Source organism: Sphingobium sp. DC-2, assembly GCF_000722555.1.
GTDB lineage: Bacteria > Pseudomonadota > Alphaproteobacteria > Sphingomonadales > Sphingomonadaceae > Sphingobium > Sphingobium quisquiliarum.
The window spans coordinates 140,536-153,783 of sequence record NZ_JNAC01000054.1 but is presented as its reverse complement, the minus strand read 5'-3'; the positions used below and the strand labels follow the sequence as shown (position 1 = coordinate 153,783).

9 protein-coding genes are annotated in these 13,248 nt (G+C 64.0%); 3 read left to right on the top strand and 6 right to left on the bottom strand.

What is annotated here, in order from left to right:
- Window positions 1–51 precede the first annotated feature (51 nt).
- The 3 genes from ET21_RS0112440 to ET21_RS0112430 all read left to right on the top strand — a co-directional run bounded on the left by ET21_RS0112440 (window position 52) and on the right by ET21_RS0112430 (window position 4,635).
- Entirely contained in the window at window positions 52–954 is a 903-nt protein-coding gene (locus ET21_RS0112440; RefSeq protein WP_030539967.1) for an AraC family transcriptional regulator, read from the top strand.
- A gap of 206 nt (window positions 955–1,160) precedes the next feature.
- Window positions 1,161–3,521 carry a heavy metal translocating P-type ATPase gene (locus ET21_RS0112435; protein WP_081856715.1) on the top strand — a complete coding sequence of 787 codons (2,361 nt, stop codon included), beginning with the start codon at window positions 1,161–1,163 and terminating at the stop codon, window positions 3,519–3,521.
- Between the two features lie 49 nt (window positions 3,522–3,570).
- A complete protein-coding gene (locus ET21_RS0112430; RefSeq protein WP_030539965.1) occupies window positions 3,571–4,635 on the top strand; it encodes a nitronate monooxygenase family protein in 1,065 nt (354 codons plus the stop codon).
- 773 nt (window positions 4,636–5,408) lie between these two features.
- Here the strand turns inward: ET21_RS0112430 and ET21_RS0112425 are convergent.
- From ET21_RS0112425 to cofH, 6 genes are all read right to left on the bottom strand, one after another.
- A complete protein-coding gene (locus ET21_RS0112425; RefSeq protein ID WP_030539964.1) occupies window positions 5,409–6,065 on the bottom strand; it encodes an NAD-dependent dehydratase in 657 nt (218 codons plus the stop codon).
- Window positions 6,065–6,943 carry a Rossmann-like and DUF2520 domain-containing protein gene (locus ET21_RS0112420; protein ID WP_030539963.1) on the bottom strand — a complete coding sequence of 293 codons (879 nt, stop codon included), beginning with the start codon at window positions 6,941–6,943 and terminating at the stop codon, window positions 6,065–6,067. The genes ET21_RS0112425 and ET21_RS0112420 overlap by 1 nt, the downstream gene beginning before the upstream one ends.
- 159 nt (window positions 6,944–7,102) lie before the next feature.
- Window positions 7,103–8,875, bottom strand: coding sequence for an FAD-binding protein (locus ET21_RS0112415; RefSeq protein WP_021238016.1), 1,773 nt, complete (start codon window positions 8,873–8,875; stop codon window positions 7,103–7,105).
- Window positions 8,876–8,907: 32 nt separating this feature from the next.
- Entirely contained in the window at window positions 8,908–9,582 is a 675-nt protein-coding gene (npdG, locus tag ET21_RS0112410) for an NADPH-dependent F420 reductase (protein ID WP_030539961.1), read from the bottom strand.
- Between the two features lie 55 nt (window positions 9,583–9,637).
- Window positions 9,638–10,948 (bottom strand): alpha/beta hydrolase domain-containing protein, encoded by a 1,311-nt coding sequence (locus ET21_RS0112405; RefSeq protein ID WP_030539960.1) that lies wholly within the window; start codon window positions 10,946–10,948, stop codon window positions 9,638–9,640.
- 14 nt (window positions 10,949–10,962) lie between these two features.
- Entirely contained in the window at window positions 10,963–13,248 is a 2,286-nt protein-coding gene (cofH, locus tag ET21_RS0112400; protein ID WP_030539959.1) for a 5-amino-6-(D-ribitylamino)uracil--L-tyrosine 4-hydroxyphenyl transferase CofH, read from the bottom strand.

The following is a 13,248-nucleotide window of genomic DNA, read 5'->3' as shown; positions in this document are numbered from 1 at the left end:
TCTGATACGGTCTATAATGCACAATCCATATATCATTATAGATCGTCCAAGATGGACCCTTTGAGCGACATCATCGCCCTGCTGCGGCCCAGCGCAGCCGTCTCGAAGCCGATCACGGCCAGAGGGACATGGGGCGTTCGTTATGCGGCGCATGATGCGCCGGGCTTCACGATCATTCTTTCCGGGGAGGCTTGGCTGACGCTCGACGGGGAAAAGCCGCTCCGCCTCGCGCAAGGCGATTTCTTTATTCTTCCGGTGACTCCGGCCTTTTCGCTGAGCAGTGCGCCGGGCGTCCGGTGCGATCCTGTCGAACCCCGCGCCGAGGCGGTTCGGCATGGCGAGCAGCATGGTGAACCTGATTTCGCCGCGCTGGGCGGCAGCTTCACGTTCGAACGGGTGAACGCGCCGCTTCTTCTCTCATTGCTGCCTGCTCGCATCCACATTCCCGCTTCGGAGGGAAGGGCAGCGCGCTTTGGCCGGCTGATCGAATTTCTCGCCGAGGAATGCGCCGCCGACCATCCCGGCAAGGACCTGCTCCTCCGGCGGATGCTGGAGGCGCTGCTCATAGAGGCGCTGCGCTGGCAGAGCGCGGGGAGGGATGGAGCGGCTGCGGGTCTGCTGAAGGGCATGCGCGATCCGGCGATCGCGCGCGCGCTTCAGGCTATCCACGCGGATGTTCGCGCCGGGTGGACTGTCGCTGGTCTCGCCGCCATTGCCGGAATGTCGCGCTCCGCATTTTCGGCCCGCTTCGGCGAGGTCATGGGGTGCGCTCCCATCGAATATCTGACCCGTTGGCGAATGGCGATCGCGAAGGAAGCGCTGGTGCGAGGCGCCAAATCGCTCGACCAGATCGCCGGTGAGATCGGCTATGAATCTGCGAGCGCGTTCAGCACGGCGTTTTGCAAGCGGCTGGGCCGCCCGCCCGGTCGATTTGCGCGAGAGGCGGCCGCATAGGGAATATACGAGCGCGGCGTCCTTTTTCCCGAAGGGGTTCTGACTCAGCTATGGTCCGTCCAGGCAACATTTCCCCAACGACCATGCAATTAATGCCGTCGCGACAAGGGAGCAGATCAATTTGCGGTCGATCATGTCTGATAGGAAAGGAAACCTTGACCCCGACAGGATGTCGGACCCTATATGATCGGACGAAGGAGCGAGCCATGCATGATCGAAGCGCCCCCGGCGCCTCCAGCTCTTCCGCCGGCGGCGCTGCGACCGATCCGGTCTGCGGAATGCGCGTCGACCCGGCCGCCACGGCGCATCATGCCGAACATGCGGGAACACTCTATCATTTCTGTAGCGCCGGTTGCCGTGCGAAATTCGTCGCGCGGCCCGACGCTTATCTGGAACCCGCAGCTCAGCCAGCCACGGCATCGTCCGGCGCGGTCGTCTGGACCTGCCCGATGCATCCGGAGGTTCGCCAGTCCGCGCCGGGCGCTTGCCCGATCTGCGGTATGGCGCTGGAGCCCGCTGAGCCAAGCGTAGAGGAAAGCGCCAACCCCGAACTCATCGACTTCACTCGTCGCCTTTGGATCAGCGCCGTCCTCGCCGCCCCATTGCTGCTGCTGTCGATGGGGGGAGAGATGCTGGGGCTTCATCTGGTGCCGATGGCCTGGTCGCCCTGGGTGCAACTGGGACTGACCGCGCCGATCGTCCTCTGGGCAGGGCGGCCCTTCTTTGAACGTGGCTGGGCTTCGCTCAAGAACCGCCGTTATAATATGTTCACGCTGATCTCGATCGGCGTGGGCGCCGCCTTCCTCTACAGTCTCGTCGCTACAGTCGCTCCCGCCGTGTTTCCTCCGGCGTTTCGCGGTCATGGCGGCATGGTGCCGGTCTATTACGAAGCGGCGGGCGTGGTCGTGGCGCTGGTGCTGCTGGGCCAGGTGCTTGAACTGCGTGCCCGCGCCGCAACTGGCCGCGCTATCCGGGCGCTGTTGAACCTAACGCCGAAGACTGCCCTGCGCATAGGCACGGACGGCGCCGAAAGCGAGATACCGTTGGCGGACGTCAGGACGGGTGACCGGCTGCGCGTCCGTCCGGGGGAGGCAATCCCGGTCGATGGAAAAGTGATCGAAGGCAGATCTTCCGTGGATGAGTCGATGCTGACGGGCGAGCCAGCCCCTGTCCTCAAGAGCGTAGGCGTTCCGGTCACGGGCGGGACGGTGAACGGCACCGGCAGCCTGGTCATGGAAGCGCAGGCGGTCGGGGCGGAAACCATGCTGGCCCGGATCGTCAGCATGGTGGCCGATGCGCAGCGCAGCCGCGCCCCGATCCAGACCGTCGCCGATCGTATTTCCGGCTGGTTCGTGCCGCTGGTGGTGCTGATCGCCGTCGCGACCTTCATCATCTGGAACCTTGTCGGCCCGCAGCCCCGCTTCGGCCATGCGCTTCTCAACGCGATCGCCGTGCTCATCATCGCCTGCCCGTGCGCGCTGGGTCTGGCGACGCCGATGTCGATCATGGTTGGCACGGGCCGTGGAGCGCAAGCGGGCGTGCTGGTCAAGAATGCAGAGGCGTTGCAGGCGCTCGACATGGTGGACACGCTGGTTATCGACAAGACCGGCACGCTTACCGAAGGCAAGCCCAGGCTGATCGCCGTCGAACCGGCCCAAGGCGTCGATGCCGATGAGGTGCTGAGGCTGGCTGCGGCGCTGGAAATGCGGTCGGAGCATCCTCTTGCTGTGGCCATCGTCGCAGGCGCGCGGGAACGCGGGCTGGCCGTTCCAGCCGTGGCGGACTTTGAATCGCAGACGGGGCTTGGCATCAGTGGCAGCGTTGATGGGCGCACGGTCGCGGTGGGGAATGCCGCCCAGATGCAGCGTGTCGGAGCGGATGTCACGTCACTCGCGGCATCGGCCGATCGCTTCTGCGGCGAGGGCGCCGGAGTCATGCTGGCCGCCGCCGACGGACGCGTCATCGGCCTTCTTGCCGTCGCGGACCCGATAAAGGCGAACGCGCAAGGCGCGATCGCGGCGCTGCGCGCCGAGGGGCTGCGCATCGTCATGCTCACGGGCGACAGCCGGGGAACCGCGGATGTGGTGGCGCGGGCGATCGGCGGCATCGACGAGGTTCATGCCGACCTCAGGCCCGATGACAAGGCGCGCATCGTCGGCGAACTCAAGGGGCGCGGCGCGCGCGTCGCGATGGCGGGCGACGGCATCAACGATGCGCCCGCACTGGCTGCGGCCGATGTCGGCGTGGCCATGGGGACAGGGACGGACGTCGCGATCGAAAGCGCTGGCCTCACCCTGACCAAGGGCGATCTCACCGCGATGGTCCGGGCACGGCGGCTTGCGCGCGCGACCATGGCCAACATCCGCCAGAATCTGTTCTTCTCGTTCCTGTTCAACGGCATCGGCGTGCCGGTCGCCGCAGGCGTCCTCTATCCGGTTGCCGGCATCCTTCTCTCGCCGATGTTCGCCGGTGCCGCGATGGCGCTGTCTTCGCTGACCGTGGTCGCGAATGCGCTGCGGCTGAATAGGGTGAAGCTGGAAGACGGGAAGCTATGTTCATCGGCTTAGACCGGTGTTGCCGATCGCGTGCTGAACCACATCATGCTATGGCAATGCGATGACGTTGCTGGAAACTATCGGTGTTACGCTGCCCATCGTGCAAGCGCCAATGGCCGGGGTATCGACCCCTGAACTAGCGGCTGCCGTTTGCAATGCTGGCGCCCTGGGTTCGATTAGCGTGGCGGCCACGACCACGGATGGCGCGCGCGGGATGATCGAAGATGCGCGCAAGCACACTGCGAAGCCGTTCAACGTGAATGTTTTCGCGCACACGCCAACCCCACGCGATCCGGAACGTGAAATCGCCTGGCTGGCCTCTCTGGCTCCACTTTTCGAACGGTTCGGCGCGGAGCCGCCCTTGGTGCTGCGTCCGATATACAAGAGCTTTGTCGAGGATGACGCCATGCTCGCCATGCTGCTTGAGTTGCGGCCTGCGGTAGTCAGCTTCCACTTTGGACTTCCAGGATCCGGCAAGGTTTCCGCCCTCAAGGCGGCAGGCTGCACCCTGATTGCAACAGCGACGAACCTTGCGGAAGGCTTGGCCGCGAAGCGGGCGGGGATGGACGCCATCGTCGCTCAAGGATGGGAAGCCGGGGGCCATCGGGGCATATTCCATCCGGACGCCCCTGACGATCGCCTTGGAACCATGGCTCTGACCCGCCTTCTGGCGCTTCGCTCCGGTTTGCCCGTCATCGCTGCGGGAGGCATAATGGACGGTCAGGGCATCAGGGCTGTACTCGATCTCGGCGCAATCGCGGCCCAATTGGGCACCGCCTTCATCGCCTGTCCTGAAAGCAGCGCTGATGAGGCGTATCGCCAGGCGCTTGCCGGTCCAGGCGCGGCTCATACCTTGATCACCGAGGCGATATCCGGCCGCCCCGCCCGCAGCTTGCCCAACCGTTTCACCCAATGGGGCGGGAAAGTCGGCCTTCCTCATCCCGGCTATCCTATGACCTATGACGCGGGCAAGGCGCTGATCGCGGCCGCCAAAGCGGCTGGCGAAGACGGCTATGCGGCACAGTGGGCTGGCCAGGGCGCCATGTTGTCCAGAGCGATGCCCGCTGCCGATCTGGTCCGCATTCTTAGCCACGAGTTAGCCCAGGTGGAAAATAGTGTGTCATGAGCCGTCAGCCACAGATGGACGGCCGCGATCACTGTGCTGATTGACAGGAGCGTTCGGAAAATTCCTTCTGCAATATGCGCGCTGACATAACAATGCCTCAACCGACGAGCAATGGGATGGAAATATAAGGAGCGGAAGTTTCGCTATTTTTCGGCTGGGAGCTGCCGGTCACTTTGGTGTCATCCATATTCGTAAGGACAAGCAGGCCTCATCGGCCCTGACAGCGCCAATAGTCCGCCTTTTGTCGCCAACGCTTATTCGCGCATGCATACCGGCACCGGGGATTTTGCGGCTCACTGATGGTGCGGGACGCGATAGGTTTTCAGGATTGGCGACGCGGCTGCGCTATCTTCGCGATTTTTGGACGGAAACGCTGTATGGAGCGAAGGGGCCGGAGATGTTAACCCCGTCCGATCCGTGCCTGCATGGCCACATCACGTCCTTCCGCCTGGCTGGACGGACGAGTGCGCAGGACAATATGGCGAGGGGTCTGTTGGACGAGCATCGGATTTTTACCGTCCATCGCGATGGTCTCACGCGGAGCTTGCGTTCGTGTTACGCCCGCCTTGTTCAACAGCAGTGCCGATGTGGGCATGCTTGAAAAAGGCGATCCGATCGATCCTGGCTTCGCATTGAGATCGAAGCAGGATTGCTCGACCAACGCATGTTTATTCCAAACTTACATCAGGTTCGAGAAGCTGACGGTAGTTATTCGGGGTTGTTAACACCTCAAACTGGCAACCTACAATTCGGCCACCGCCGCATGTCCAGAATTACCCAAGGCGGTTCGACGCGGCGCGGGCGATGACTGCCGCGCTGACGCTGTGACTGCCGATCGCGCCGCTGATCGCCGCATCGACGAGGATAGCCGCTGTGGTTTTTGCCGGGCTGATGCGCGCGATCGGCGGCAGGAAAGGACCGGTGATGCGCAGAAGGCGGCCCAGCATGTGTTCCATCGGCCGATGTTCCTTCCGTTCTCCGCCGATGAAACCGGGACGGACGATGGTCAGCGAGGGAAAGCCGAGGCGTGCGACAGCCTCCTCCAACTCGCCCTTGATCCGCGAATACCGGAAAGGCGATCGGGCATTCGCGCCCATGGAGGACGTTAGGGCAAAGCGGAGCGCGCCTGCTTCCCGCATGCGCTTGGCAATGGCGAATGGATAATCCAGGTCGATGGCGCGGTATGCTGCGGCCGAGGGACTCTTCGCCCGTGTCGTTCCAATCGCGCAGAGGCCGCCATCGACGGCCCACCAGTCAGCGTCGAGCGGAAGACTGTCCGCCTCCACGATCGGATTGAGGAGTTTGGGATGAGGTGCAAGCGGCCGGCGGGTCGGCGCGACGACCTTGGTCACCCGCTCGTCCGCCAGGGACAGGGCCAGCGCTTCGCCACCCACCAGTCCGGTTGCGCCTGCCAGCAGCAGCTTCGTCATCAAATCTTCTCCAATATGGGGCGGCAGGGAGACGGCGCTTCCGTCCCGTTCAGCCTTTTCAGCGCGTCGAGCGTGGCAAGCCCCATCGCCCGATAAGATGGCAGGAGTGCGGGAGAATGCTCGCGCAAGGCGGAGATATGCCCGGCGATCGTCTCTTCATCTCCACGCAGCAAGGGGCCTGACAGACCTGCCATGCCTTTGCCAAGACTGTTTTCCAGTGCAGCGCGAACCAACGGCGTGAGCAGCGCGGCGGGATCGTCCACGCCAGCGGCGGCTAATGCTTCGCAGGAACCGGCGACCAGCGTAACGAGGTGATTGGCACCGTGGCAGAGGGCGGCATGGTAGAGCGGCCGATATTCTTCGGCGATATCCACCGGCACGCCGCCCAGATGGGCAACGAGGGCGCGGGCTGCTGCACTCGACTCGCCCGTCAAGCCGGTTACGGCAAAGCTTGCCCCGATCATCCGCCGGACCTCTGCCTGAGGATCGCCGGTGAACGTCATGGCCGGATGGATCGCGGCCGTGAGCCATCCCTTGCGGCCGAGTGGCGCCAAAATGGCTGCGCCGCTGCGTCCGCTGACATGGAAGACGAAGGACGATGCGGTTCCACCGCTCGCAGCGAGTTCGGAGATGCTCTGTTCGAGCGCGTCATCTGAGACGGCAAGGACGATCACACCGCACGTTTCGGCGATCTCCGTCATAAGCGCTGTGGCAACGGCCCGGCCAATCAACGCGGCCGCGGCGGCAGAGCGCACCGGATCGCGGCCCCAGATCGCAAGCGGCTCTGTCGAGAGCTGGGCAAGAGCGAGACCAAGGGCGGACGCGACCCGGCCGGAGCCGATGATCCCGATCCGTCGATAGGATGTGACGCCAGGCATGATGTTCATTTGCATGCAGTAGCAAATGGTGACGCCTTCCGTCTCGCCGGTTCGCATCGCGATGTCCGATAGAGTTTGCAAGGTATCGCTGGGCCGGGGAGAGGCCTGTTTGCGGGTTGCGCATATCCGGGATGGGCGGTGCATCATCCAGAACGGAGATCATGCGGCGATGGCCCTCGCTGCGCGCCGCCCGGAATAGACGCAGTCAGCATAGCTCAGGCCGCTGACATAGAGGTTTGAACAGATACCGACCGCATTGCGCCCCGCCGCATAGAGGCCGGGCACGACTCCGCCCGAAAGCGACTTCACCGCGCCCGTGCCTTCGTCGACATCAAGCCCGCCTACGGTCATGCAGGATAGCGGAAACAAGCGGGCATCCATGGATGCGTCGACGGCATAGAAGGGGCCTTGACCAAGTTCCGACATCTCGCCGGGCGCCTTGTGGAAAGGGTCCGGTTCCTCCCCACGTGCCGCGCGATTATAGGTGGCAAGCGAGTCAAGGAACAGGTCAGGCGAGAAGCCCATTTTACGCGCCAGAGCTTCGGGCGTGGCCGCCTTGGTAGAGCCGATCAGGCCGTTGACGAGGGTGATGTCCCGCTGGAACGTCAGCACGCCTTCCCCGAAGGCATCGCGCAGCGATTGCCGCCAGAGCTTGCGATCCATGATGATGTAGCCCCGGCCGCGATGCCGCTCCACCATCTCATCCCCGATCCGGGCGCCATACCAGCTTTCGTTGACGAAGCGGCGGCCTTCGCCATCCACCATCATGGCTTGGCCCCAGGCTTGCGGCGGGGAGAGAAAACGCCAGGCGGAAACGCGCTCCATCAGGCCGGTTTTTCCGCCCGCTGAAACGCCAAGCATGATGCCGCTGCCATTGTCGCCCAGTGTTCCGTTGGGAAGACCGGCTGCGTATTCCGGGGCGAAATGCCGGATCATTTCCGGATTGCAGATGAAACCGCCCGCGCTCAGCACCACGCCACGCCGGGCGCGCAGCCAAGCGCTGGTGCGGCCAGCGGCGGCGAGCTTATGGGCTTTGGCGAGATAGCGGTAGCCGATGCCGACGGTCAGCTGCGCTCCCGGAAGCGTCGAGGGAAGCATGGTCATCCATCGATTGGCTGTCGCGATCAGTCGCGCATGCCTTTCGCGGAGAAGAGGGTCGGCCAGCCGTTCAACGCGGACGCCCACCACCCGGCCATCGGCATCGAGCGCCAGCTGGCGGACATCGGCATTCTCCTGAAACCGCAAGCCCCGCGCCAGCGCGGCGGCCTTGAGCGGTGCATAGATGCCAACGCCCAGACCGAAGGGATTCTTGCCGTTGCGGTGGACCGTCCGATGACCGCGCGCGGCTGGCGGAGTCAGATCGCGAAACGGACCAGCAAGGCTGCTGTCAGGATGGTAGAGGAACTTGTCGAGCGGAGGATAGGAAGTCTTTTTCGAATAGAGGGTGGCGCTGAAAGGCGCGCCATGACTGCGCAGCCATTCGAAGGTCTCTGCGCTCTGTCGGCAGAAGTCGCGCAGGGTTTCCGGCGCGACGACATCGCCCACCTCGTAGCGAAGATATTCCTCCATGCGTTCGGCGTCGTCCTCGACGCCCGCTTCGCGCTGAATGGAAGTGCCACCGCCTGCGTAATAGACCCCGCCATTCGCCGCCGATGAGCCGCCGCCGTCGTAAAGGTCGAGGGCAATAACCGACAGCCCCTGTTCCAGGCCCTCTAGCGCGGCCGATACGCCAGCGCCGCCCAGGCCGACCACCACCATATCGGCTTCGTCCTGCCAGTCATACGCATCAGGATCATCGAGCCGGAGAGGCGCGTCGATCGCAAGGCCCCAGCTGGTGATGGCCTGACCGGGCGGCGGGACGGCGGCTGGCTTGGTTTGCGTCCACGGATTGGGAGGAATGAACGCCTGTCCCGCTTCTCCATTCGCCTGCATGCCCTTCTCCCTTCCCATGCTCGCGCCTGCTCTCATTCTTCTTGAAGGCCCGTGATGCGGATACCCGCACCGTTCGAAATCTTGTACCGTTTGTTGATGAATATCAGCACGGACGTCAGCGCCTCCGCAGCGGCGGAATTGGCCAGCGGACCCGCGTGCCAGGCCCGCACGCCAATCGCCCTGGCGAGCTGGCACACTTGTTCGCGTGCTTCCGGGTCGTCTCCGCATACCAATAGGTCGCAGTCGATCGGGCCGTCGAGATCGGCAAGCTGATGCGCTGACACATTCTGAAACGCCGATATGACCCGCACCTCTGGCCCGAGGATCTGCTGGAGGGCCTCAACCGCAGAACCTGCCGCCGGGAGCTGGACGCGCGCGACCTTGGGCGGGACGAGAGGCACTGTCACGTCGATCAGGATCTTGCCGATAAGCGCTTCCCGCACCGCGCTGGCAAGCTTGACCTGCACCTGGAAAGGCACCGCCAGCACCACGATATCGGCGCGATCTGCGGCATCGCTGTTTTCCGCCCCGCTAATCAGGCCGCCTGAACGGCTTTGCAAGTCTGCTGCGGCGGAGATGGCGTTTGTAGCGTCGCGCGAGCCGATGATGACCTCATAGCCAGCCTTTGCCCAGCGCAGCGCAAGCCCCGTTCCTTCGTGGCCCGTGCCGCCCAGCACCGCTATTCGCCTGTTCCTTGCGTCGTTCAAATCCGTTCCCTTCTGATCCAATCTGTTCATGCTGGATTTGCCGGTGCGTGAGGCGTTACCAGGTCAGGCGTCCGGCCGCTGCGATAGCCGCCTCTGCATCGTGCGGAAGGATTATGCCGTCGCGCACGGCCCTTCTGACGGCGACGGCAAATTTCTGGTGATAGTCTTGCGGACCATCATAAAGCCGGGCGAGGCGGCTGGATGGGAATGGATATGTTCGGCCACTGCCGCCGACGCATTCCCCTTCCCAGCCATAGCGCGCGACCGGCACATCGACCCACGGGTGGCGCATGCCGCCGGTCACATTGCCATATTCATCCAGCGCGGGCGCACCGCCAGCCGAAGCAAGGTCTATGGGCGCGAAGTCCTGCGGCGCCTTCTTATCGCGAGCCCAACGCACGAGCGCCTCTATGGCCGCGCCGGAAAAATATTGGCTGGGTATCGCATTCGCATAATCTTCCGGGCAGCAGGTGATGATCGTTCCCGTGTCCCGCTCCTCCGCAACGGCGGTGCGGGCCATGAGGAAAGTGTTGGTATGAGCCGCTCCGGCCGGTTCCCATCGCCTCAGCATGTGCCCGGCGGGTTGGCCGGCGCTGCGCATGGCGGCCGGTGTCATGTTGAGCATCAGGACGGGGCTGATCGCATCCGAACGAACGTAGCGATCATGAGGGAAAGCCGCGTCCTCCCGGTCCTGAACGGTTTTCTGGCGGAAATCCTGAAGGAAAAACCCGTCGAAAATCTGCTCCACCGGCTGCACGGCATTGACGTAAGTCGAGAGGCGCCAGGCGGAAAGCGAATTGCCTGCGGCCAGGAGCGTCTTCACCTTGCCCTCGCCCAAACCGGGCAGGTCATGTAGGCACCGTGCCGCTTGCGACAATATGTCGTAGCCAAGGCTGCTGTCGGGGATGGTGAGTGAACCGTATCTCTGCGGATCCCAGTTGACCAGGCTGTTGGGAGCAGGGCCATCGACCCCTTCGTGGTGGAGCGAAACGCCGATCCAGGCGATCCCCGCCCGCAGCAGCGTTTCAGCATTCCAGCGGAAGAAGATGTCGCGCTCCGTGCCGAAGAGTTCCTGCATCCACTCCACGACCACGGTGCCGCTAAAGCGATCAGGAGGGGGAATGCGCGCGAGCAGGCGCGTCTTATATGGTTGCGGCGCGCCGATGCGTTGCGCCGCCCACATACCGTCCTGCCCGGTCCGCGTGCCGGAACGCGGGGCCCAGCAGCGCGCCGTGCCGGACAGGAAATATTCTTCTTCTCGATAGCCATGGGGTGACAGATCGACGATCGATGCCGCGAAGGGCCTGCCGCGCGCGCCGCCCTGAACAGGTCCCTCTATCGAGGCGTGTTGCCGGTTGTCCGCCATGTCGCGCCGCTTCCTCAGGCCGGTTCCAGCCGTCTGGGCATGGCGCCGTAAAGGGTGGTGCGTTGCGCCGCGATGCGTCCGGCGCTGCTGGCGACGGCCGCCATCTCCGCCGCGCTCACCATCTGGCCGTTCACGCCGCCTGCCGAGCGCGTGATGGATTCGTCCATGAGCACGCCTCCTAAGTCATTCGCGCCAGCGCCAAGTGCCGCGGCGGCGCCATCCTGCCCCATCTTTACCCAGGAAACCTGGATGTTGGGAATGACCGGCCCAAGCACCAGACGCGCCACCGCGTGCATCAGGATCGCCTCGCGATAGCTGGGGCCGCTGCGGGCCTGGCCCTTGCGCCAGATGGGGGCTTCCATGTGGACGAAAGGCAGGGGCACGAACTCGGTGAAGCCGCCCGTTTCCTCCTGCAAGGCGCGGATCTTCATCAGATGCTGGGCCCAGTGACGATAGGTCTCGACATGGCCGAACATGATCGTGGCGGTGCTGCGCAAGCCGACGCCATGGGCTGCCCGCATCACCTGAAGCCATTCACTGGCCGACAGCTTGTCGGGACACAGAACCGACCGCACGTCGGAGCAAAGGATTTCCGCCGCCGTGCCCGGCAAGGTCGATAGCCCGGCCTGCTTGAGCCGATCGAGATAGGCATTCAAAGCCATGCCGATCGTCTGCGAACCGTGCATCACCTCAAGCGGCGAAAAGGCATGGATGTGAATGCCGGGGGCTGCTTCGCGCACCGCCGCGACGATGTCGAGATAGTAATGCCCGTCGAATTGGGGATGTATCCCGCCCTGTAGGCACACTTCGGTCGCGCCGCGACCACAGGCCTCCGCCGCGCGACGGCCGATCTCGGGAAGGTCGAGATTATAGGCGGGCCCACGCTCCGACCGGGTCGATCCCTTGGAAAAGGCGCAGAAGCCGCAGCGATAACTACAGATATTGGTATAGTTGATGTTGCGGTTGACGACATAGGTGACGGTTTCGCCCGCCTGTTCCCGCCGCCGCCGGTCCGCAGCCGCGATCACGGCCCCAAGGTCCGCACCATCGGCGTTGAACAGCGTCACTATGTCATCGAGCGACGGAAGTTCATCCTTGTCCAGCTTTTCCAGTGCGCGGGAGATGGCAGGCGTGGGGTTGCCCTGCGGCGTTTCAAGCAGCGGAACGGGCGCATCGCTGCCTGCCCACCAGTTATCGGTCTTCGGCAAGCCCCGGCCATCGACGGCGCGAAGCACGCGGGTCCGCAAGGCCGGATCGATCCAGCGTTCCGCTTCCCGGACATAAGCGGGGCCCACCGCGAGCCGCTCGCTCAATATGCGACCGGTCGAGGCGGTGATATCAGCCAGAAGGTCGAGATGCGGCCAGGGCGCTTCGGGGTTGACATGATCGGGCGTCACTGGCGAAACCCCGCCCCAATCATTGGCGCCAGCGCGCAATATCGCCGACAGATCCTGCGCTTTGTTGAGGTTCGGCGGAACCTGGATCGTCATGTCCGGACCCAGCATCAGTCGGGCGGCGGCAATCGTCCAGAGATGGTCTTCCAGGTCGGGTTCCGGTGCGTCCGCCATCAGTGTTCCGGGCTTTGCCCTGAAATTCTGGATGATGACTTCCTGGATATGATGATGACGCGCGTGAAGGTCGCGGACGGCTCGCAGCGCGTCCAGCCTTTCTTCCCGCGTTTCTCCTATGCCGATCAACAGCCCCGTGGTCAGGGGGATGCAGGCCGCTCCGGCCGCCTCCATCGCGGCGAACCGCATATGCGGCGCCTTGTCGGGCGATCCGAAATGCGGGCCGCCCTTGGCGCAAAGCCGCTCTGAACTGCTTTCGAGCATGATGCCCATCGACACGGCGTGCGGCCGGAGCATGGCATAATCGTCCGCGCCCATGAGCCCGGGATTGAGATGCGGCAGCAAGCCCGTTTCATCCACCACGGCCCGCGCCATCTCGCCAAGATAGCTGAGCGTGCTTTCATGTCCCGTCTCGGCCAGATAGGCGCGGGCGGCGGCATAACGATCCTCCGGCCGGTCGCCCAGCGTGAACAGCGCCTCACGACATCCCGCCTGTTCGCCCGCGCGAGCGATGGCCAGCACTTCCTCGCGGCTGAGATAGGGACTGTGAACCTGTCGCGGGGTCGCGGCGAAGGTGCAATAATGGCAGCTGTCGCGGCAAAGCCGGGTCAGCGGAATGAAGACCTTGCGCGAATAGGTGACGACGGGACCATGAGCATCCAGCGTCATCGCCTCTGCTCTAGCCATCAGGCTGGCCAAAGGCAGTTGCAGCAGGTCTTTCTGAATATCCAC

Coding starts and splice junctions, on each gene's coding strand:
- ET21_RS0112440 (WP_030539967.1), top strand. CDS start 52: ATGGACCCTTTGAGCGACATCATCGCCCTGCTGCGGCCCAGCGCAGCC.
- ET21_RS0112435 (WP_081856715.1), top strand. CDS start 1,161: ATGCATGATCGAAGCGCCCCCGGCGCCTCCAGCTCTTCCGCCGGCGGC.
- ET21_RS0112430 (WP_030539965.1), top strand. CDS start 3,571: ATGACGTTGCTGGAAACTATCGGTGTTACGCTGCCCATCGTGCAAGCG.
- ET21_RS0112425 (WP_030539964.1), bottom strand. CDS start 6,065: ATGACGAAGCTGCTGCTGGCAGGCGCAACCGGACTGGTGGGTGGCGAA.
- ET21_RS0112420 (WP_030539963.1), bottom strand. CDS start 6,943: ATGCCTGGCGTCACATCCTATCGACGGATCGGGATCATCGGCTCCGGC.
- ET21_RS0112415 (WP_021238016.1), bottom strand. CDS start 8,875: ATGCAGGCGAATGGAGAAGCGGGACAGGCGTTCATTCCTCCCAATCCG.
- ET21_RS0112405 (WP_030539960.1), bottom strand. CDS start 10,948: ATGGCGGACAACCGGCAACACGCCTCGATAGAGGGACCTGTTCAGGGC.